Origin of the sequence: Campylobacter concisus (assembly GCF_902460715.1) — a bacterium.
GTDB lineage: Bacteria > Campylobacterota > Campylobacteria > Campylobacterales > Campylobacteraceae > Campylobacter_A > Campylobacter_A concisus_AK.
In genome coordinates this window covers 561,234-581,520 of sequence record NZ_CABPUX010000002.1, presented here as the reverse complement: position 1 = coordinate 581,520, position 20,287 = coordinate 561,234, and the positions used below count along the sequence as shown (strand labels likewise).

Genomic DNA, 20,287 nt, shown 5'->3' with positions numbered 1-20,287 from the left:
AAAAAAATATTTCTGCTACAATTACGCCAAAAAATTTAAAGGCTATATATAAATGAAAAGCTTAATCATCGTGGAATCTCCCGCAAAAGCAAAGACTATAAAAAATTTCTTAGATAAAAGCTACAACGTCATCGCCTCAAAAGGTCATATCAGAGACCTGCCAAAAACGAGCTTTGGCATCAAGATAGAAGATGATAAATTTACCCCAGAATACCGCATCAGCAGCGATCACTCCGCCATCGTAAAAGAGATAAAAGAGCTTGCTAAGGGTGCTGATGAAATTTATCTCGCGACCGATGAGGATAGAGAGGGTGAGGCGATCGCGTTTCACATCGCAAATGCCATCGGCAAAGAGCCAACCAGCCTGCCTCGCATCGTCTTTCACGAGATCACCAAAAGTGCCATACAAAACGCTCTAAAAAGCCCAAGACACGTCGATATGAATAGCGTTAATGCCCAGCAAACAAGGCGTTTGCTAGACCGCATAGTTGGCTACAAGCTAAGCCCGCTTTTAAATTTAAAGATACAAAAAGGACTAAGCGCTGGCCGTGTGCAAAGTGCGGCGCTAAAGATAATAGTCGATCGCGAGCGTGAAATTCAGGCATTTAAACCAGTTCAATACTACACTATTGACACCGTTTTTAAAAAAGATCTAGACGCCGAGCTAGTTAAATTTGAAAACCAAAAGATCGAAAAGCTAACCATCCAAAATCCAGACCGCGCAAAATATATCATTGAAAATTTACAAAATGAGAAATTTAGCGTCCGTGAGATCGAGAGCAAGGATAGAAAGATCCAGCCAAGCCCGCCATTTATGACTTCAACACTTCAGCAAAGTGCGAGCAACCGCCTTGGTTTTAGCCCTAAAAAAACGATGATGATCGCGCAAAGCCTCTATGAGGGCGTGCAAACAAACGAGGGTTTCATGGGTGCGATCACATATATGAGAACGGATAGCTTAAATTTAGCCAAAGAGGCCGTCACAGCCGCTAGAGAGCACATCCTTCAAAACTACGGCAAAGAGTACTTGCCGGCCAAAGCGATCAGCTACACGACAAGCTCAAAAGGTGCGCAAGAAGCCCATGAGGCGATCCGCCCTACAAATTTAAACTTCACACCGCAAATCGCCGCTAAATTTTTAGAAAAAGATGCGCTCAAACTTTATACGCTCATCTACAATAGATTTTTAGCCTGCCAAATGAGCGCATGTGTAAGCCAAACGCAAAACGTCTATGTCGCAAGCGAAAAAGGCGAGTTTAAGATAAGCGGCAGAAAAGTGCTATTTGACGGCTTTTACAAGGTTTATGGCGAGCTTGATAAGGATAAAATTTTGCCAAATTTAAAAAAGGGCGACGAGATGAGCCTGCAGAGCATAAAAAGCACGCAAAACTTCACCGAGCCACCAGCTAGGTACTCTGAAGCTGGCCTTGTTAAAAAGCTAGAAAGCCTAGGAATTGGCCGCCCAAGCACCTACGCACCGACCATCTCGCTGCTAACATCAAGAGATTACGTGAGGATCGAGAAAAAGCAGCTCATACCAAACGAGATCGCATTTAGCATGATAGGCGTTTTGGAGGAGCATTTTAGCAACATCGTCGATAGCGAATTTACCTCACATCTTGAAGAAAAGCTCGATGAGATCGCGCTTGACAAGGCTGACTGGCAAAAGGTGCTAAGCGACTTTTACTATCCATTTATGGAAAAAATTAGTGCTGGCAAAACTGGCATAAAAAGCCTAAAAACAGCCACTCCGATCGGAGAAAAATGCCCAGAGTGCGGAAGCGAGCTAGTGCTTAGAAAGGGCAGATATGGCGAATTTATCGCTTGCTCAAATTTCCCAAAATGCAAATACTCAAGAAACGTCGCAAAAGATAATGAAAAAAGCGCAGAAACTGGCTCTACAACGGCTGCTAAGCCAAAACGTGAGCTTAAAAAGCTTGACGTGCCATGTCCAAAATGTGGTGGCGAGATCGTCGAGAGATTTAGCAGGCGTGGCAAATTTTATGGATGTGCCAACTATCCAAAATGCGATTTCATCTCAAACTACGAGCCAGTCGCGCAAAAATGCGATGAGTGCGGTGGCGATATGATCAAAAAAGAGCTAAAAAAAGGCACATTTATAGAGTGCACAAAGTGCAAGAAAAAGACACTTATCTCTGAAAATTAAAACTTCTAGCCAAATTTAAGCCCTTGAGCCTAAATTTGGCTTATAAATTTGGACCTTGAATGCCTGACACCATCATAGAAGTTAGCCAGTATAAAGGGCAAAAGAGCCTTGTGATAAACTGCACGCAGTTAGGGGACAGCTTCACACCGCAGTATAAAACCTCCAAACAAAAAAGAGCAGTGCTTGATGAGTGGTGCGACTTTTTAAGAAGCGAGCAAGAGGCATTTGATGAGCTTAGCTTTTGCACTAAAATGCCTCAAGAGCTCTTTGACGCGGTGTGCTGCCAAAGAAATTTAAAGAGCCTTCACATCAAATGGGGCTCGTATGAGAGCCTTGATGCGCTAGCAAATCTTTCTAGCCTAAAGAGCCTTTTTATCGGCTCAGGAGCTAGCGTAAAAAGCATAGCTCCGATCGCTAAACTTACTGGGCTTGAAAGCCTTGCGGTGGAGAATTTTCAAAAGATAAGTGACTACTCTGCGATTTCAAATTTGCAAAATTTAAAGAGCTTAGAGATCAGTGGCGACGGACTTTCGCCTAAATTTATCCATATAGAAAGCTTAGAGTTTTTGCGCCAGATGCCTGGGCTAACCAGCCTTGTGATCTTGGTGGCTAGGCTAAAGAGCAAGGACTACTCGCCCATCTTATCTCTAAAATCCCTCACTCACCTTAGCTTGCCGCCACAGCATGCACTTTTTGGACTTTTCGACGAGCTTAGTGCTTTGCCAAATTTAAAAACAGGTCTTTTAAAAGAGAGAGCAGAAATTTACAAGAAAAAGTAATGCTGTAAAATTTAAATTTTTGCATAGTTTTATTTCTAAAGGCAAATTTTAAACTTTCACTCACTCGCAAGAATTGACTACTAAAATTTGGCTTCGCTTACAGCTTAGTTCAAATTTTAGAGCCGAAATTACTCGTTCATGAAATTTTAAAATTTACCTTTATTTATTGACTAGCTTAAATTTAGAGGTTAAAAGCATTTGAGAAATTTGCTTGAATTTTGTGTATGTGATATGTCGATGCTATCTCGCCCAGTGTGCAACAGGTGTTTGGCAAAAGATGTGGCAAATGTAAGGATATTAACAGCCACTAAGTGAGTAAATTTACATTTTCTAGCAAATTTACTCACCAAAAACCACTAAATTTTGCAAAAATAGCCAAATTTAGCTCGCCGTAAAACCACACTAACGGCTAAATTTCTTTGGCGATTTTGCTCATTTTATTTATCAGCTCTTCACGCTCGCTTGATTTTAGGTTGCCGTATTGAAGCTTTGTCATCATCTGCATGAAGTCAAACTGCTTAAACATCTGCGCGTCGCTCTTTAGCTCTTTTTCAAGCTTTTCGTAGATCTTTTCTGTCTCTTTGTTTGCTTTTTCTAAATTTTGCAAAAAGCTTCCAGTAGCGCTTGCATCAAGGTCGTTTTTGGCTGCCTTGTCGATGACATTTTTTAAATTTGATAAATTCTCAGAAATTTTCATCTGCACTTCCTTTTGGATTTTAAAATTTAGAGCAAATTTTATTCCTAAATTTCATCCCACCACTTTTTTCTAGGTGGATTTTGCGCGGTGAAAACCTCTCCGATCATAGGCGTGGCGAAATTTAGCTCAAGTTTTGCTGCTGCCTTTGCAAAACGCTTTATTGGCTCGTCCCAAGCGTGATAAGAAAGATCAAATTTGCCCCAGTGCACCGGCACGCCAAGCCTTGCGCCAAGATCTTTTAGCGCTTGCGCCGACTCCTCTGGCTTCATATGCACAAACGGCCAGCCGTCACTGTAAGCGCCATTTTCTATGAAAACTAGATCAAATCCGCCAAATTTCTCACTTATCATCTTAAAATGCTCGCCGTATCCGCCGTCACCGCTAAAATAAAAGCTAAAGCCAGCCTCCTCTACCGCCCAGCCGCCCCAAAGCGTGCCGTTTCTTTTAAATTTGCGCCCGCTAAAGTGCCTTGAAGGGCAAAAAGTGAAGTTTAAATTTCCTATTTTTTGCTCGCTAAACCAGTCAAACTCGTAAATTTTATCTGCGTTTACGCCCCATTTTACGAGATGAGCTTTGACGCCAAGCGGCACTAGAAATTTAGCTATCCTATCCTTTAGCTCAAGGATAGTTTTATGGTCAAGATGGTCGTAGTGGTCGTGCGAGATGAGGGTGATGTCGATCACCTCTGGGTAGTCGCTGGCGGTGATGGCGTGCTTGTAGGCAAAGGGCTTGCCGCCAACTGGCAGCGGAAATGCGCGGTGCAAAACTGGGTCTGTGATGATGGTTTTGCCATCAAGCTTGCAGATGAGGCTAACGTGCCCAAGCCAGATAAATTCGCCATTTTTGAGGGCATTTGCGTCAAATTTTAAATTTGGCAAAGGACGCTTTGGTAGCTTGTCTTTTGGTGGAAAGAGCGCTTGGAGAGTAAAATTTAACATAGACGCTTGCGGACTTTTCTTTACCATATCAATCGTTGGCTCTAAATTTATAAAAACTTTGCCATTAAAATTTGGCGAAGCCTCTATAAGTTTTTGGCTTTTGGCGTCTGGTCTGCCGCCAAAAACAGGGGCAAATTTCATAAATGCAAAACCTGCAAAAATAGGCAAAAATATAACTATAAAAATTTCCATCAATAACCTTTTAAATTTAAAAGTGGGATTATATTTTAGATTTTTAAATTTCAGTTTCATTTAATTAACCCAAGCTTAAAAAACTAATTTTTAAATTTAAACTTAATTAAGATAATTTTACTCTTTTTACTAATTATTCGTTATGAAATATTAATCTTTTTTGATTAATCACACGATAATAACGCCATTTAATAGCATATCTTAAACTAATATAAAATAAAAATTTAATTTCAAAAATACAAAATTTGTCAGATAGCTGACGGAATTTAATCGCCAGAAGTTATAGAATTGTTTCAAAAATTTCAGGAAGGAGCGTTTGAGATGTTAAATAAAAATTTAACTATCTCTATTCATGTGATTAACAATCACTCTATTAGTGAGCAGGGCGGTCTTGCCTTGTTTTTTAGGAGGAATTTATGAAAAAACATAAATTTGTGATTGCCGATTCTAAACGCTGCATAGGATGTGCGACCTGTATGGCTGCATGTTTTAAAAGTGCTTATGAACGCGGCAAACTATCACGTGCAAGGCTAAGCGTCTTAAGAGAAGCTAGCGGTGTTATGCCGACTCAGTGCAGACAATGCGACGATGGCCCTTGCGCAAATGTATGCCCAACTGGAGCGTTGCGATTTAATGATAATTGCATCGAACTTCACGAGGAAATTTGTATAGGTTGCAAGATGTGCACGATCGCTTGCCCTTATGGTGCGATAAGCTCAAGTGCAGAGCTTATGCCTTCAGTAAATTACGCTGTCGAGCCAAAATACTATCTTGAAGTAGAGTCACAATCAGGCGCAAAAAACATCGCAGTAAAATGTGATATGTGCTTTGGCCGTGAAAATGGACCAGCTTGCGTTGATGTATGTCCAACAAGCGCTCTTATAATGGTAGATCCAGAAGAGGGCAAACATAAGCTTGGCAAGAGGATAGACTACGATGCAGCGAATAAATTTGCTACTAAAATTTTAAACGGACAAGGAGCATAAGATGACTACGGTTTATATGCTATTTCTTGTAAGTGCCGTCGTTAGTATCTTGTTCTACTGCGCTCCAAAAGCCGCTGTTAAAGTTGGTTTTGGACTAAGTGCTATAAGCTGCTTTTATGCGATGTGTCACTTCGTTGCAAATATGGGAGTAAGTGATAGCTTTGCTCTTATGGATGGCTTTTTGTATTCGCCAAAATTTGCACTAAATCCACTTGGAAATTTCTTCAGCTTTGTCGTTGTTTTCATCGGATTTGCAAGTAGTGTTTATGGTATGAGCTATGCAGAAGAGTACATAAAAAAAGCAAATGTTGGTGTGTTTGCATGCTTGTTTAACACATTTATTCTTTCAATGCTTCTAGTAATCAGTGCTGATAATGTATTTTGCTTTGTTGTTTTATGGGAGCTTATGACTCTTGTATCATCATTTCTTATCATCGTCAATGACGGTAAAAATACACTTAAAGCAGTTATGGTATATCTTGGTATCGCACAAATCGGTGCATTTTGTATAACCTGTGGCTTGCTTATCACAGCTTACTACGCAGGAAGCTTTGAATTTAGCGCATTTATGGGTGTTAAGATGCCATTTGGCGCTTCTGCTGCTGTATTTATACTATTCTTGGTCGGCTTTGGTAGTAAAGCTGGTATGTGGCCATTCCACGTTTGGCTTCCACAAGCTCACCCAGCAGCACCATCAAACGTTTCAGCCCTTATGTCAGGCGTTATGATTAAAGTTGCTCTATTTACACTAGTTAAATTTACACTTTACCTACCACTTAGCACATATTTTGGTCTTACAATACTCGCTCTTGGTGCAGCTAGCTCACTATTTGGTGTTTTATACGCTCTTTGCCAACACGACTTCAAAGCTTTGCTTGCTTACCACTCAGTTGAGAACATAGGCATCATCTTGCTAGGTCTTGGTACTGGTATCTACGGCGTTGCAGCTGGAAATTTAACACTTGCAGCAGTAGGTTTTTTAGCAGGTTGCTACCACGTAGTTAACCACGCTATATTCAAAGGTCTTCTTTTCCTTTGCGCTGGTTCAGTCATTCACGCTACTCATACACAAAATATGGACATCCTTGGTGGTCTTGCTAAAAAGATGCCATGGACAAGCCTTGGTATGTTTATAGGTATCATGGGTATCGCAGCTTTACCTCCAGTAAATGGCTTTGTTTCAGAGTGGTTTACATATCAAGGTATGCTTCAAGGTGCGATGGGAGAAGGAACATTAGTTAGATATGCATTTACACTTGGCGTCGTAGCTCTTGCGCTAACAGGCGTTTTGGTTGGTATGCACCTTAAACTTTACGCTGTTATCTTTGCAGGTACTCCAAGAGATCAAAAAATTTGGGAAAATGCTAAAGAGAGTCCGATAGGTATGGTTCTTGGTATGATCATCCTAATGATAGGCTGCGTTGGCTTTGGTCTTGGCGCAAACTACATAGTTGATTACATCATGCAAGCTGTAAATTCTATCGCTATAAGCGACTATAAAGCTAGCCTTGGTGCTATAAATGTAACTTCACCTATGGGTAGCATGATCTCAACTCCACTTATCGCTTTAGTCCTATGTGCAACTATGATTTTGCCATTTATCATCCTTGCTGTTATGAAAGCAAACAGAGATAAACCACGCGAAACTGATCCTTGGGCTTGTGGCTTTAAATATAGCTCACGTATGCAAATGACAGGTGGTCCATTTACTGGCGACCTTAGAAAGATTATGCAATGGCTATTTAGAGCTGATAAAAAAGTAGTTACTAGAAATTATTTTGACGCGGTTGAGTATCACAACCATCCAAAAGATATTTGGTGGGGAATGTTTTATGAGCCAGTCATTAAATGGTGTGTGAAATTTGCTGATAAGCTAGGTATCGTTCAAAGTGGTTATACAAATGTATATACACTTTATATCTTGCTATATCTTTGTGTCATACTTGCTGTGAGCTACTTTTTAGTTTAGGAGACGAAAATGCAAACTATACTTTTAATGATATTTCAAGTAGTCGTTATCGTTTTGGTAGCTCCTTTGTTTGATGGTATGGCAAGAAAACTTAGAGCTAAACTTCAATCAAAACAAGGTAGCGATTTCTTTCAAACATATCGCGACATTATAAAGCTTTTTAGAAGAGGAAGAACCGTCCCTGAGTGTTCTCACTGGGTATTTAGATGGGCTCCATTTTTCCTTTTTGCAACTTCAGCTGCAGTGCTAGCTGCTATACCTATCACTTATAGCAAAGACACTGTATTTGGAGCTTACTCAGATATATTTGTTATCCTCTATCTTGGTGCGCTACTTAGATTTGTATTTGGTGCAGCTTCAATGGATAGCGGCAACCCATTTGCAGCAACAGGTGGTGGCAGGGAGCAAATGCTTGGTGTTTATGTTGAGCCAGTTATGATTATGTGCTTAATCGTAGTTATGCTTGCAGCTAAAACATCAAATTTAGTTGAGATCCAAGAGATGGTAAGAACTGGTGTTATCGGATATCAAATTCCAAGTTTTGCCGTTGCTTCTATCGCATTTTTGTGGTGTATGTATGTTGAGACTGGTAGAAAGCCATTTGACTTAGCTGAAGCAGAACAAGAGCTTCAAGAGGGTGTTCTTGGTGAGTATGCTGGTAGCGACCTTGGCTTAGTTCAAGCATCACTTATATTAAAACAGTTTGCTATGATCGGACTTTTTCTAAGCATATTTGAGCCATGGAATTTTAGCAATCCTTTCTTAGCTATTATCGTTTTTGTGATAAAAACTGGAGTATTTTACGTCGCAGCTGTATTTATAGACAACTTTGGACCACGCTTTAAAATGACTTCATCTTTACGCAAAAATGCTCTTGGTGCACTTGCTATTTCGTTTGTTGCACTAACACTTTATGTAGTAGGAGCGTGAGATGCAAACACTAGATATATTAGCCATTTGCATGATCGTAACTTCGCTTGCGGTTTTTGGTCTTAGAAGCTTGAAACTCTCAATCATCGCTTATGCGATAGAGACACTACTTTTAGTTAGTATATTTTTCTTGCTATCTGAGAAATTTAACGCTGAGCAGCTAAAAACTTGGGCGATCGTTGCGTTTTTTACCAAAGTTCTTTTTGTGCCAGGAATTTTGTTCTGGCTTATCAAAAAACTTGGCGTAGTTAGCGAAGATGAGCCAGTTGGTGGATTTTTTGTAAGTCCTGTTATTGCTATGGGATTTTCTCTAGCTCTTTCAATGAGTATCCACCCTATATTTTTAAAATTCTCTCTTATCAAAGAAGAGATTATGTTAATCGCTGCTGGAACAGTCTTTATGATGGGAATTTTTGGCTTCATGCTAAGAAACTCATTTATAAAACAAATTCTAGCTTACTGCTTGTTTGAAAACGGTATCCACCTAAGCCTTGCTCTAATGGCTTACAACTCACATGAGCTAGTTGAGCTTGGAATTTTAACAGATGCGATATTTGCTGTTATTATCATGAGCGTTCTAGCGATTAGATTTTATAAAGCTTATGATAGCTTAGATACTTCTAAAGCTTCAAATTTAAGGGGTTAGAGATGGATAGTTTAGCTTTAATACTTATCTTACCGCTCCTTGGTGCTTTGATCTTGTTTTTAAGTCCTAAAAACTATGCAGTACTTAGCGGACTTCATGTCTTGTTTTCTGCTGCGACATCAGTGGCTTTACTTAACAATGTTCTTAAAGTTTTAAGTGGCGGAACTTTTTATAGTTTTGATAAATTTTTATTCTTAGATAGCTTAGGCTGTGTTTTCTTGGTGCTTATCGCTGTAACTGGATTTATAGTAAATTTCTACTCTATCCATTACATGAGATGGGAACTTGAAGATGGACACATCCACTTAAGCGATCTTAAAAAATACTACGCACTAAGCCATGTATTTATCTTTACAATGACTTTAAGCGTTATTTGCAACAACGTTGCGTTTATGTGGGCAGCTATCGAGGCTACAACACTAGCTTCTGTGTTTTTGGTTGCTATACACAAAGATCAAAAATCAACAGAGAGTGGTTACAAATACATAGTTCTTTGTTCAATCGGTCTAGCATTTGCTCTTTATGCAACCGTTCTTCTATACTCAGCTACATATAGCACATTAGGAGACGGCGAGGCTTCTATGCAGTTTTCAAGCATAATGGCTAACGCTAAAAATTTAAATCCAGATGCAGCAAAACTTATCTTTGTGTTTGCGCTAATTGGTTTTGGTACAAAAGCTGGTCTTGCTCCAACTCACACTTGGTTGCCAGACGTTCACGCTGAAGGTCCAGCACCTATCTCAGCATTGCTATCAGGCGTACTTTTAAAATGTGCGATGCTTGCACTTTTAAGATACTACGCTATCACAGCTCAAGCAGTTGGATTTAGCTTTGTTGAAGGCGTAATGATCGTATCAGGAACTATTACACTTTTTGTAGCAGGATTTTTCCTAATAAGACAACACAACGTAAAAAGAATGTTTGCATACCACTCAATCGTTCACATGGGTGTTATCGCATTTGCACTTGGTGTTGGCGGTAAATTTGGTCTATTTGCAGCGATATTCCACTGCTTAGCTCACAGCTTCACAAAAGCTTTGGCTTTCTGCTCAACAGGTAACATAGCAAGAATTTACGGCCACAAAGATATGAGTAAGATGGGCGGCATGGTTAAGATCGCACCTATTACAACTATTATGTTTGGTGCAGCTGTATGCTCACTAGTTGGTGTTCCAGCATTTGCTATATTTGTTAGCGAATATAACGTCTTTGTTGGAGCTATCACAAGTGGTCAATACATCGCAGTTGCGCTATTTGCTATTGCACTTGCAGTTATTTTCATAGCTGACTTTGCGCACTTTAACATGGCAAGCTTTGGCGAGCCAAAAGGTGTGGTTGTTCATAATAAAGAGATGAGTTTATTTGAAAATTTACCTCTTATAGCACTCTGTGCCCTTATCATAATCTTTGGCGTATGGCACGTAGATAGCTTTTATACGCTAGTAAATAACGGTGTTAATATAATGATGGGAGCTTTAAAATGAGAGGCGATAAATTTGTTGAAATCCTAAAAACAAAGGTAAAAATTTTAGAAGTAACTCGTCAAGCAGACGATCAGATCACAGTTTTAGTTGATAGAAACGATCTTCCACTAGCTGTTAAAACACTTTATTATGATATCGGTGGCTTTATAAGCACTATGATACCAAACGACGAGCGTCAGATAAATGGCTGCTATGCGCTTTACTATGCTATCTCAATGGAAGGTAGCAAGATGACTGAGGCGGACGACTTTGCAGCTGAGGATAAGTGCTTTATCACAGTTAAAACCCTTATCCCAGGAAGCGATCCGACATTCCCATCAGTTACTCCGCTTGTGCCAGCTTGTGTTTGGTATGAAAGAGAAGCTTATGATATGTTTGGTCTAGTAGCTGAGGGTCTGCCTGATAAAAGACGTCTAGTTTTAAGTGATGACTGGCCAGACGGACTTCACCCACTTAGAAAAGATGCTATGGACTACCGCTACCGCCCTGATCCAGTAGATCATAGAGATGAGCCTGATGCAGAGTTTTTGTTCCCAACAGGTGATGCAGTAGTTGATGTACCACTTGGACCATTACACGTTACATCTGATGAGCCAGGTCACTTTAGACTTTTCTGTGACGGCGACGAGATCATCGACGCTGACTACCGCTTATTCTATCAACACCGCGGTATGGAGAAGCTAGCTGAAAACAGAATGAACTATGATCAAATGGGCTATCTTGCAGAGCGCGTTTGCGGAATTTGTGGTTATGCTCACGCTATTGCGTGTATCGAAGCTGCAGAAAAAGCTATCAAGCTTGAAATCCCACTAAGAGCTCAAGCTATACGCGTCATCTGTCTTGAGATCGAGCGTCTTCACAGCCACCTTTTAAATATAGGTCTAGCTTGTGAGGTCACTGGTAACTACAATGCATTCATGCATATCTTTAGGGTTCGTGAGTACTCTATGGAGCTAGCTCAACTTGTAACTGGCGGACGTAAAACATACGGCAACGTCGTTATGGGTGGCTTAAGACGTGATATGACAAACCATGAGATCAAAAAAGGCTTGGAGATCATCAACAAACTTGACATTCAAATTTCAGAAATTTGGGATGCAGTTTTGGAAGATAAACGCCAAATCGGACGCTGGAAAGGTGTAGGTATCTTAGACCGTCAAATAGCACGTGACTTTAGCCCAGTTGGTCCAAACATGAGAGGCTCTGGCTTTAAACGCGATAACCGCTACGATCACCCATACGACTTCTTCAAACAGATAGAATTTGAAGTAGCAGTTGAGCATGGTTGCGACGTTTTTGCTCGTGAGATGGTTAGATATAAAGAGCTAAAAAGCTCTATCCACATCATCCGCCAATGCTTTGAGATGATGCCTCAAACTCCGATCATGATCGATCCTGTGACTATGATCAAGCCTGAGAATTTCGCACTTGGTCACGATGAAGCACCTCGTGGTGAGAACGTTCACTGGATCATGCAAGGTAGCGCTCAAAAAGTATATCGCTGGAGATGTAGGGCTGCGACATATAACAACTGGCCAAGCCTAAGGTATCAATTTAGAGGAAACAACATAAGTGACGCTGCACTTATCGTTTGCTCACTTGACCCTTGCTACTCATGCACCGAGCGTGTTACTTTGGTTGATGTAAGGACTAAAAAAAGTAAAATTTTAACAGAAAAAGACCTTAAAAAATTCTGTCAAGATGGCGGGGTTAGTAAGAAGGATTTAAGATGATGAAGTTATTTGACATCACAGAAAAATATGGAAAGGCGACATACGCCTATCCATTTGAGCCATATATTGTGCCTGAGAATTTCCGCGGTCAGCCAGACTATACATACGATCTTTGTATAGGTTGTGCAGCTTGCGGTATCGCTTGTCCTAGTAACGCAATAGAGCTTAAGATGAACGATGAGCAAACAAGACTTGTTTGGCAGTTTGACTGCGGTCGCTGCATATTCTGCGGACGCTGCGATGAGGTTTGCCCAACTGGAGCTGTAAGACTTAGCGATAGCTTTGAGCTTGCGGTTAAATTTGACAAGAGCGCTCTTATACAAAGAGGCGAGCTTGAGATGCAAACTTGCAAATGCTGCGGCAAGCCATTTACGCCAAAAAGGCTTATAAATTTCACTCTTGAAAAGCTTGGCACAGCAAATTTACTCCCAGGCAGACTTGAAGAGGCAAAAGAGTACCTTTTTATCTGCCCAGAGTGCAAGAAAAACCAATCTGCTGAAAGGCTAACAAAAGGCGTTGAGGAGGCTATAAAATGAGTCTATATCAAGTCCCAGAGGACATAAAAACAGCAAATGACCTAACTGCAAAGCTAGAGCATTTAAAAAATATCAAAAGAAGCTTTAGCGTTTATAGGATCGACTGCGGAAGCTGCAACGGTTGTGAGATCGAAATTTTCGCTGCTATCACTCCGATGTGGGATCCAGAGCGCTTTGGCTTTAAGCTTGTAGCAAACCCAAGACACGCTGATATCTTGCTTTGCTCAGGACCAGTCACAAGACAGATGTACTACCCACTACTTCGTGCTTATGAAGCAGCTCCAGATCCTAAGATCGTAGTTGCTTTTGGTGCTTGTGGAAGTACTGGCGGAATTTTCCACGACGCTTACAGCGTTTGGGGCGGTATAGATAAGATAATCCCAGTTGATGTCTATATCCCAGGCTGCCCTCCACACCCAGCAAGTGTTATTTATGGTCTTGGTATGGCTCTTGGCATCATCGATCAAAAATTGCACAAAAAAAGCTATGAAAATGACAGCACTACGCCTCCTCCAGTTAAAAAGTCAGTAATGGGCGATATCTTGTTTGAACGTGACTTGCATGCTGAAAGTAAAAGGCTGATGAGTTATATCTTTGGTAGAACACTATTTGAAAAATATATGGACGCTATCAAAGCCTCAAGTGATATCCACAACCCAGAGCTTGCACGTGAAGCGGTTATAGCAGCTATCAAAAAAGAAGATGATCCTAGATATGCTGAGTGTATGGCACTTTTACACAACGATGTCTATCTAAAATACGCAAAAGCTGGTAAAAATTTTGCGATTGATGTTGATAGTGAGGTTTGGAGTAAAAGATGATACAAGTTTATAAGCTTACAAAAAGGCATATGGACGACAACGAGAAGCTTCCACGCGAGCTAAAGGAGATAAAAGTTTTCTCCACTTGCGTGGGGCACGGCGTTGGCACGATTGATTTTAGCGAGAAGATCTTGGAGCTAAGCGATGAGGAATTTGACGAGATGATCAAAAACTCAGGCGAATATGTGAAATTTAAGATCGGAAATTTAAGCAAGTATTTTGAAGTTGAAATTTTTGCTGAGCATATCGCTAGACTCTTGCCACAGCTTTGTGAGTGTAAGCTTAAAGAAATTTTGGCAAATTTAAAAGAGGGATATATCGTGCTTAGGAAGGACTTTTGATGAAAAAGGCCATCCTTTGCATCGGTAATCCTATGCGTGGCGACGATGATGTTGGCAATGAAGTCGGCCGCATCGTAGAGCAGGAGCTAAAAGAGTGGAAGGTCTTTTTTGGGCAAGATGTGCCTGAGAACGAATTTTCAGCTATTAGAGAATTTGCACCTGACATTTTGATAGTAGTCGATGCGATGAGCGGCTTTGATGAGGATAAGATAGAGTTTTTTGATCTAAGTGACGATAGAGACTACATCTACTCAACCCACAACCTCCCAACGCCAGTGCTTTTAAGCTATTTGCGAAAAATTTGCCCAAAGACGCTTTTTCTTGGCATTAGTGTCTTGCTTGAAAATGTCCTTGATTTTGAAGAGGGTCTAAGCGAGCAGGCTAAAAAAAGTGCTAGAAAAGCCTTTTTAAGAATTGTAGAGATTGATAAAAATTTAGTTGGTTAAATTTAGCAAGTGCTAAATTAAATCTGGGGTTTGCTAAAGATAAATTTGATCGTTTTGGATTTGAAATTTAGTGTAAAAATAAGCTTTAGACATTAAATTTTGACGCTAAAAAAGTCTATCTTTGGCACTACTTCTTTGCTTTTATTTCTTATAGATCAAAGAAGGTTAAATAAAAAGGAGACGTGATGTTAAATCCGGCAGAAACCGCTCAAGCGGTCTCAAATTCAATGGAGCATAAAGCCCATACGCCACTTGTAAGCATTATATTTCTTGCTATCATGGCTGGTGCTGCTATTGCGATGGGTGATATCTTCTGGGCTCACTCAACAGTTGGTATGGCTGAAAAACAGTCTATCGGTCTTTCAAACTTCATCGGTGGTATCACATTTAGCTGCGGCCTCATGATGGTTGTATTTTATGGCGGTCACCTATTTACTAGCTCTGTTTTAAGCGGCGTTAGTGCGTATGAGGGCAAATTGCCACTTGGCAAAACCATAAGCTACTGGGTAATTGTTTGGATATTTAACTTCGTTGGCGGTGCATTGATCGCTTATATGTATTACTACTCTGGTTTGCCACTAAAGTATGACGGCTACATCTTGCAACACTTCGTGCCAGCAGCTATTGGCAAGATCACAGCACCATTTCATGAGCTATTTCTTCGTGGTATCTTTTGTAACGTCTTTGTTTGTATGTCTATCTGGACTGCGACAAGCGAGAGCAACCTATCTGGTAAATTCTTTGCCATTATGTGGATGATCGGCGCATTCGTTGCTTGCTCAATGGAACACTGCGTTGCAAATATGTTCATCATCACTGAAGCTATCATCTCTAAAGCTCACTACATAGCAGCAAGCGGTGGCGACATCAACGCTGCAGCAGCTTTACTTCACACTACAGCTGATAAACTAGATGTCATCAACTGGACAAATTTCTTAAGCAAAAACTTGCTTCCAGTTACACTTGGTAACATCTGCGGTGGTCTTTTCTTTGTTGGTCTTGTTGGCTTCATGGCTAATAAATTTGATATGAAGAAAAAAGCTTAATAAACTCCCTTTTAGTCTTTGCTTTTATGGCAAAGGCTAAATTACAAATTTCTCTTTTTTACCTTAAAAGTTTCAAAAAAATCTCTTATTTTTCATCTAAAAAATGTCACACTAATTTAAAATTTATCGTTTTAACTCTCTTGTTTTTGAAAATTTGTGACATTTTGGAGTTTAAAATATCTTAGTTAATAAATTTAGAGCAATAATAAAGCTAAAATTTAATATAATCCCACGAAAAAAGGAGAGCTTATGAAAATTTTCAATGCATTTTTTACTGGCATTATATTTGTTCTTGCTCCTATTTTTACGCTATTTGTTGGAATTTACAACAACTACTTTTCACACTACGGCATAAACGAGTATTTCAATGTGATTTTTGTGGATAACGTGCCTTTTTTGTGGCTTTTACCTGTGTTTTTTATATTTGGATATTGTTTCTTTTACGCGCCATTTAGAAAAATTTTTAGAGCCTTTTATCTGCTCTTGCTTGTGCTTTGCGCACTCAGTTGGTATCCTGATCTTGGACGAAGCTTGGGCGAGGCTTATTTTATGAGTAAGCCACTTGAGATGGATCTATCTTCAAATTTACAAAGCGAGCAAAAAACAAGCGGCAAAGTCCTTTATGACGGACGAAGAGAAATTTATTTTCTAAGAAGTGACAATGATAAAGTCGTTAAAATTTCAAAGTAAAGTTTTACCTTTATTTAGTTACAATGGCATAAAAATTTAAAGGTTTAAAATGCGTATAAAACTTCCACACGTACCTTATGTCTCACATAAAATAGCAATAGATCTTTTAAACTGTGGTTTTGTAAAGTTAAACAAAGGTATCGAGCCAATCGTAGCAAAAGCAAGTGAAATTTTAACTACTGATGTTCAAAAAGAAAGAGCGCTGGACGAGCGAGTAAATGAGCTTTTAGAGAAAAACGAGGACGAGATGCAAACTATGCAAATCGACCGCAAAAATATGTTTTGGCTCGTTAAAAAGAAACTTGCTGGCGAATTTGACGTCATTTTAACTCATGAAGATAGATTTAGCAATGTCGCTCACAAGATACTTGAAGCTATCTGGAAGAGCGATTTAGTTGAGTATAACGTATCAGAAAACCGCGTGAAAAATGTCATTTATAGCTCGATAGATGAGTATCTAAAAAGTTATGAGAAGATAGAAGATAGCGTCTATGAGATGATGCAAAACTACAAACGCAAACTTATCCCTGGAACTGACGAATACGACCTGATTTTTGAGCGTTTGTATCAAGATGAGCTTAAAAAAAGAGGAATGCTTTAATGAAAGCTTATATTTACATTGAAAACGGCGTTTTTTTAGAGGCAAAAGCCTTTGGAGCTCACGGCGAGTGCGCAGGCGAGCTCGTTTTTAATACCTCTATGACTGGCTATGAAGAGATCATGAGCGATCCAAGCTATGCTGGTCAGTTTATCGTCTTTACTATGCCAGAGATCGGCATCGTTGGCATAAACGAAGATGATATGGAGAGCCTTAGAATTCATGCAAGTGGCGTCATAATGAGAAGCTACAACGAAACCCCGTCAAACTACCGCTCGCAAAAGTCTTTGGGTAAATTTTTCGAAGAGCAGGGCAAATTTGGCGTTTATGACGTTGATACTAGATATTTGACAAAGATGCTACGTGATGAAGGCGCTTTGATGGCTTATATCTCAACGCAGATAAGCGACAAAGATGAGCTAAAACGCAGGCTTGAAAGCAGCGGGCGCATAGAAAATATAAACTACGTAAAAACAGTCAGCGCAATGGACGAGTATGAGCATAAAAAAGGCGCTTGGGATAGAAATTTAAAGTCATATAAGCCGCTAAAAAGTATCGGCAAAAAGATAGCTGTTTTTGACTTTGGCGTAAAGAGAAATATCCTAAATGAGCTATGCGAAACTGGTCTTGAGGTCATCGTCGTGCCACACGATACTAAGGCTGAAGTTTTGATAGATAAATTTAAAAATGGCGAGATAAACGGGGTATTTTTATCAAATGGTCCAGGCGAGCCAAAGAATTTAAAGGCTGAAATCGCTGAGATAAAAAAGATGATAGAGGCTAGGATCCCTATATTTGGCATCTGCCTTGGACATCAGCTGCTTTCAAATGCCTTTGGATACGAGACATATAAACTTAAATTTGGTCAGCACGGAGCAAACCATCCAGTCTTAAATTTAGAGACAAAAGCGATCGAGATAACAACGCAAAATCACAACTACAACGTGCCAGAGAGCATCGCTGAAGTAGCGGTTGTGACACATAGAAATTTGTTTGACAACACGATCGAGGGCGTAAGATACAAGGACTATCCGATCTTTTCAGTCCAGCACCACCCAGAAGCAAGCAGCGGCCCTAACGAGAGCAAATATATATTTAAGCAGTTTTTAGAAATTTTATAATATGCAAAACATAAGCCTTTACATGATTATCTCAGTTGCGATTTTGAGCAGCTTTAGTCATTGTATCGGCATGTGTAGCGGATTTTTGAGCTTGCAAGCTCTATTTTTTAAAGGCAAAAGTAAGAGTGAAATTTTAATGCTAAGCGCGCTTTATAACCTAGCTAGAATTTTTGCTTATGTGGCTTTGGGAGCTTTGTTTGGCGCTTTTGGAGCAGCCATTAGTTTTGGCTTGCAAGCAAGAGGCGTGATATTTTTCATAGTTGGCTTAGTGATCGCATTTATTGGCATCGCACTGCTTTTTAGGGGTGAGCTTTTAAAATTTGTAGAGAGCGAAAAAGCACTTAAATTTATAGTAAAAATGGCAAAAACAAGCGTGCAAAAGAGAAATTTGGCAAATTTTTTACTGCTTGGCTCTTTAAATGGGCTTTTGCCTTGTGGTGTGGTCTATTATTTCTTAGCGCTTGGAGTTTTAAGCGCAAATGTGGCTGACGCATCCCTGATAATGCTTATCTTTGGGCTTTGCACCTTACCAGCGATGTTGCTAGCTAGCTTTGTTTTTGGCTTACTAAGAGAGAAATTTAAAGAGATCATGTTTAAGCTCTCAGCTTGCATAATGATCTTAAACGGACTTTATCTATCATTTTTAGGATATAGAGCAAATGCCTAGTTTAAATTTAGATGAAAATTTTCTATCAAGTAGCGAGGGTATGAGGCTTGCTAAGCTTGCGATGATGGGCGAGATGATGGCAAATATAACTCACCAGTGGAAGCAGCCGCTAAATGAGCTAAGCTTAGTTTTATATAAGATGAAAAAGCTAGCACGCAGCGAAGATAACGAATTTATCGGCTCTTATGAGAGGGCTATGCAGATCATCAAATATATGTCAGAAACTACTGATGAGTTTAGCTCGTTTTTAAATCCAAACACACTTTCGCAAGAATTTAGCCTAGCAGACGCAGCTAGAGCATCTATACAGATCGTAAAAGGCGTGATGAAAAAAGAGGGCATTCATATAGAGCTTGAGGTGCTAGGGGACTCAAAAATTTATGGTCACAAAAATAGGCTCATGCAAGTCATCATAAATTTACTAAATAACGCAAAAGACGCACTAAATTTAAAAAAGATAGAAGATAAAAATATAAAAATAAAGATTGATAGCGATGAAAAATTTGCTTACTTAAGCGTAGAAGATAACGGTGGTGGCATAGATAAAAATGTGATAGATGAGATATTTAAGCCATATTTTACTACCAAAGAAGATGCCAAAGGCACTGGCTTAGGACTTTATATGTCAAAGCAAATAATCGATCAATTTAACGCAGAAATAACAGCGGGCAACAGCGATAATGGTGCCTGTTTCTTAATAAAGTTACCACACAAAGGAGAGATAGATGAATAAAATTTTAAAGAACCTAACGGTTTTGCTTGTTGAAGACGATAGCGACAGCAAAAAGATCATGCACGATGTGCTGAGTGACAATTTTGAGAAAGTTTTTACTGCTCAAAATGGCGATGAAGGTTTGAAAAAATTTAAAAAATACAACCCAAATATGGTAATTACAGATGTATTTATGCCAATTAGTGATGGACTTGATATGACAAGATATATCAAGGAAATTTCTAAAGACACACCTGTCATCGTCCTAAGTGCGCATAGCGAAAAAGAGACTTTATTAAAGGCTATCGATGTTGGCGTTGATAAGTATCTCATAAAACCTATCATGGCAGATGATCTTTTAAAAACGATAGAAAATGTCGCAAAAAGCAAGATAGAAACTGCAAATATTATCCAAGTTGCAAACGGATATAGCTTTAATAAGATCAAGCGCGTACTTATCAGAGACGGTGTTGAAATTTCACTTACTAAAAAAGAGCTCGCATTTATCTCACTTTTGATAAAAAGACTTGGTACGCTTGTGCTTCATGATGAGATCAAAAGCGTCGTTTGGGTTGGCGAGAGCGTTACAGAAGCAGCTATCAGAACCTTTGTTAAGCGTGTTAGAGACAAAGTTGGCAACAATTTTATAAAAAATGTCCCAGGACTTGGTTACAAAATAGACAGAAGACTTTCTTAGTTAATGAGAATTTATATTAATTAAGTTTTTTTATAGTCCTTATACTCTAAAATAACAAATCATTAATATAAATTTAACTAGGAGGATATTT

21 protein-coding genes are annotated in these 20,287 nt (G+C 39.5%); 19 read left to right on the top strand and 2 right to left on the bottom strand.

The genetic code is table 11. The features are described from left to right. Positions 1-52: 52 nt before the first annotated feature. Both topA and F3G91_RS08730 read left to right on the top strand, forming a co-directional pair. Positions 53-2,167, top strand: coding sequence for a type I DNA topoisomerase (gene topA, locus F3G91_RS08735; protein WP_149701303.1), 2,115 nt, complete (start codon positions 53-55; stop codon positions 2,165-2,167). A gap of 59 nt (positions 2,168-2,226) precedes the next feature. Continuing rightward, positions 2,227-2,946: a leucine-rich repeat domain-containing protein gene (locus F3G91_RS08730; protein WP_149701302.1), complete on the top strand. Its 720-nt coding sequence runs from the start codon at positions 2,227-2,229 to the stop codon at positions 2,944-2,946. Positions 2,947-3,355: 409 nt separating this feature from the next. Here the strand turns inward: F3G91_RS08730 and F3G91_RS08725 are convergent, their stop codons facing one another. Together F3G91_RS08725 and F3G91_RS08720 are read right to left on the bottom strand one after the other, a co-directional pair. Then, entirely contained in the window at positions 3,356-3,643 is a 288-nt protein-coding gene (locus F3G91_RS08725; protein ID WP_103574025.1) for a hypothetical protein, read from the bottom strand. Between the two features lie 44 nt (positions 3,644-3,687). Next, positions 3,688-4,773 carry an MBL fold metallo-hydrolase gene (locus F3G91_RS08720; RefSeq protein ID WP_149701301.1) on the bottom strand — a complete coding sequence of 362 codons (1,086 nt, stop codon included), beginning with the start codon at positions 4,771-4,773 and terminating at the stop codon, positions 3,688-3,690. Positions 4,774-5,189: 416 nt separating this feature from the next. Between F3G91_RS08720 and F3G91_RS08715 the strand changes: the two genes are divergently transcribed. The 17 genes from F3G91_RS08715 (at position 5,190) to F3G91_RS08635 (ending at position 20,196) form a co-directional block, all read left to right on the top strand. Next, positions 5,190-5,759, top strand: coding sequence for a 4Fe-4S dicluster domain-containing protein (locus tag F3G91_RS08715; protein WP_009294859.1), 570 nt, complete (start codon positions 5,190-5,192; stop codon positions 5,757-5,759). Position 5,760: 1 nt separating this feature from the next. Beyond that, entirely contained in the window at positions 5,761-7,728 is a 1,968-nt protein-coding gene (locus F3G91_RS08710) for a proton-conducting transporter transmembrane domain-containing protein (protein ID WP_149701300.1), read from the top strand. Positions 7,729-7,737: 9 nt separating this feature from the next. Further along, complete coding sequence (locus F3G91_RS08705) at positions 7,738-8,658, top strand: respiratory chain complex I subunit 1 family protein (protein ID WP_002939300.1); 921 nt, start codon at positions 7,738-7,740, stop codon at positions 8,656-8,658. 1 nt (position 8,659) lies between these two features. Next, entirely contained in the window at positions 8,660-9,304 is a 645-nt protein-coding gene (gene hyfE, locus F3G91_RS08700) for a hydrogenase 4 membrane subunit (RefSeq protein ID WP_012001181.1), read from the top strand. 2 nt (positions 9,305-9,306) lie between these two features. Next, a complete protein-coding gene (locus tag F3G91_RS08695) occupies positions 9,307-10,788 on the top strand; it encodes a hydrogenase 4 subunit F (protein WP_012001182.1) in 1,482 nt (493 codons plus the stop codon). Beyond that, positions 10,785-12,521 (top strand): hydrogenase large subunit, encoded by a 1,737-nt coding sequence (locus F3G91_RS08690; RefSeq protein WP_009294856.1) that lies wholly within the window; start codon positions 10,785-10,787, stop codon positions 12,519-12,521. Before F3G91_RS08695 ends, F3G91_RS08690 begins: the two co-directional genes overlap by 4 nt. After that, positions 12,518-13,057, top strand: a complete 540-nt coding sequence (locus F3G91_RS08685; protein WP_002939210.1) for a formate hydrogenlyase complex iron-sulfur subunit — start codon at positions 12,518-12,520, stop codon at positions 13,055-13,057. The genes F3G91_RS08690 and F3G91_RS08685 overlap by 4 nt, the downstream gene beginning before the upstream one ends. Next, positions 13,054-13,878: an NADH-quinone oxidoreductase subunit B family protein gene (locus tag F3G91_RS08680; RefSeq protein ID WP_103567767.1), complete on the top strand. Its 825-nt coding sequence runs from the start codon at positions 13,054-13,056 to the stop codon at positions 13,876-13,878. The genes F3G91_RS08685 and F3G91_RS08680 overlap by 4 nt, the downstream gene beginning before the upstream one ends. Beyond that, complete coding sequence (locus tag F3G91_RS08675) at positions 13,875-14,219, top strand: formate hydrogenlyase maturation HycH family protein (protein WP_021084790.1); 345 nt, start codon at positions 13,875-13,877, stop codon at positions 14,217-14,219. The genes F3G91_RS08680 and F3G91_RS08675 overlap by 4 nt, the downstream gene beginning before the upstream one ends. Next, positions 14,219-14,665 (top strand): hydrogenase 3 maturation endopeptidase HyCI, encoded by a 447-nt coding sequence (locus F3G91_RS08670; protein WP_021085388.1) that lies wholly within the window; start codon positions 14,219-14,221, stop codon positions 14,663-14,665. Before F3G91_RS08675 ends, F3G91_RS08670 begins: the two co-directional genes overlap by 1 nt. Positions 14,666-14,850: 185 nt before the next feature. Next, on the top strand, positions 14,851-15,711 hold the full coding sequence (locus F3G91_RS08665; RefSeq protein WP_103569455.1) for a formate/nitrite transporter family protein: 861 nt from the start codon (positions 14,851-14,853) through the stop codon (positions 15,709-15,711). Between the two features lie 249 nt (positions 15,712-15,960). Beyond that, complete coding sequence (locus F3G91_RS08660; protein WP_107935572.1) at positions 15,961-16,401, top strand: isoleucyl-tRNA synthetase; 441 nt, start codon at positions 15,961-15,963, stop codon at positions 16,399-16,401. Positions 16,402-16,450: 49 nt separating this feature from the next. Beyond that, on the top strand, positions 16,451-17,002 hold the full coding sequence (locus F3G91_RS08655; protein WP_002939254.1) for a DUF507 family protein: 552 nt from the start codon (positions 16,451-16,453) through the stop codon (positions 17,000-17,002). Then, entirely contained in the window at positions 17,002-18,120 is a 1,119-nt protein-coding gene (carA, locus tag F3G91_RS08650) for a glutamine-hydrolyzing carbamoyl-phosphate synthase small subunit (RefSeq protein WP_103601096.1), read from the top strand. The genes F3G91_RS08655 and carA overlap by 1 nt, the downstream gene beginning before the upstream one ends. A 22-nt stretch (positions 18,121-18,142) precedes the next feature. After that, complete coding sequence (locus tag F3G91_RS08645; protein ID WP_149701299.1) at positions 18,143-18,787, top strand: sulfite exporter TauE/SafE family protein; 645 nt, start codon at positions 18,143-18,145, stop codon at positions 18,785-18,787. Then, a complete protein-coding gene (locus F3G91_RS08640; protein WP_149701298.1) occupies positions 18,780-19,520 on the top strand; it encodes a sensor histidine kinase in 741 nt (246 codons plus the stop codon). The genes F3G91_RS08645 and F3G91_RS08640 overlap by 8 nt, the downstream gene beginning before the upstream one ends. Next, positions 19,513-20,196, top strand: coding sequence for a response regulator transcription factor (locus F3G91_RS08635; protein WP_012001191.1), 684 nt, complete (start codon positions 19,513-19,515; stop codon positions 20,194-20,196). Before F3G91_RS08640 ends, F3G91_RS08635 begins: the two co-directional genes overlap by 8 nt. Positions 20,197-20,287 lie beyond the last annotated feature (91 nt).

Excerpts from the sequence above, each read along its gene's own strand:
- topA (WP_149701303.1), top strand. The coding sequence starts at position 53 with ATGAAAAGCTTAATCATCGTGGAATCTCCCGCAAAAGCAAAGACTATA.
- F3G91_RS08730 (WP_149701302.1), top strand. The coding sequence starts at position 2,227 with ATGCCTGACACCATCATAGAAGTTAGCCAGTATAAAGGGCAAAAGAGC.
- F3G91_RS08725 (WP_103574025.1), bottom strand. The coding sequence starts at position 3,643 with ATGAAAATTTCTGAGAATTTATCAAATTTAAAAAATGTCATCGACAAG.
- F3G91_RS08720 (WP_149701301.1), bottom strand. The coding sequence starts at position 4,773 with ATGGAAATTTTTATAGTTATATTTTTGCCTATTTTTGCAGGTTTTGCA.
- F3G91_RS08715 (WP_009294859.1), top strand. The coding sequence starts at position 5,190 with ATGAAAAAACATAAATTTGTGATTGCCGATTCTAAACGCTGCATAGGA.
- F3G91_RS08710 (WP_149701300.1), top strand. The coding sequence starts at position 5,761 with ATGACTACGGTTTATATGCTATTTCTTGTAAGTGCCGTCGTTAGTATC.
- F3G91_RS08705 (WP_002939300.1), top strand. The coding sequence starts at position 7,738 with ATGCAAACTATACTTTTAATGATATTTCAAGTAGTCGTTATCGTTTTG.
- hyfE (WP_012001181.1), top strand. The coding sequence starts at position 8,660 with ATGCAAACACTAGATATATTAGCCATTTGCATGATCGTAACTTCGCTT.
- F3G91_RS08695 (WP_012001182.1), top strand. The coding sequence starts at position 9,307 with ATGGATAGTTTAGCTTTAATACTTATCTTACCGCTCCTTGGTGCTTTG.
- F3G91_RS08690 (WP_009294856.1), top strand. The coding sequence starts at position 10,785 with ATGAGAGGCGATAAATTTGTTGAAATCCTAAAAACAAAGGTAAAAATT.
- F3G91_RS08685 (WP_002939210.1), top strand. The coding sequence starts at position 12,518 with ATGATGAAGTTATTTGACATCACAGAAAAATATGGAAAGGCGACATAC.
- F3G91_RS08680 (WP_103567767.1), top strand. The coding sequence starts at position 13,054 with ATGAGTCTATATCAAGTCCCAGAGGACATAAAAACAGCAAATGACCTA.
- F3G91_RS08675 (WP_021084790.1), top strand. The coding sequence starts at position 13,875 with ATGATACAAGTTTATAAGCTTACAAAAAGGCATATGGACGACAACGAG.
- F3G91_RS08670 (WP_021085388.1), top strand. The coding sequence starts at position 14,219 with ATGAAAAAGGCCATCCTTTGCATCGGTAATCCTATGCGTGGCGACGAT.
- F3G91_RS08665 (WP_103569455.1), top strand. The coding sequence starts at position 14,851 with ATGTTAAATCCGGCAGAAACCGCTCAAGCGGTCTCAAATTCAATGGAG.
- F3G91_RS08660 (WP_107935572.1), top strand. The coding sequence starts at position 15,961 with ATGAAAATTTTCAATGCATTTTTTACTGGCATTATATTTGTTCTTGCT.
- F3G91_RS08655 (WP_002939254.1), top strand. The coding sequence starts at position 16,451 with ATGCGTATAAAACTTCCACACGTACCTTATGTCTCACATAAAATAGCA.
- carA (WP_103601096.1), top strand. The coding sequence starts at position 17,002 with ATGAAAGCTTATATTTACATTGAAAACGGCGTTTTTTTAGAGGCAAAA.
- F3G91_RS08645 (WP_149701299.1), top strand. The coding sequence starts at position 18,143 with ATGATTATCTCAGTTGCGATTTTGAGCAGCTTTAGTCATTGTATCGGC.
- F3G91_RS08640 (WP_149701298.1), top strand. The coding sequence starts at position 18,780 with ATGCCTAGTTTAAATTTAGATGAAAATTTTCTATCAAGTAGCGAGGGT.
- F3G91_RS08635 (WP_012001191.1), top strand. The coding sequence starts at position 19,513 with ATGAATAAAATTTTAAAGAACCTAACGGTTTTGCTTGTTGAAGACGAT.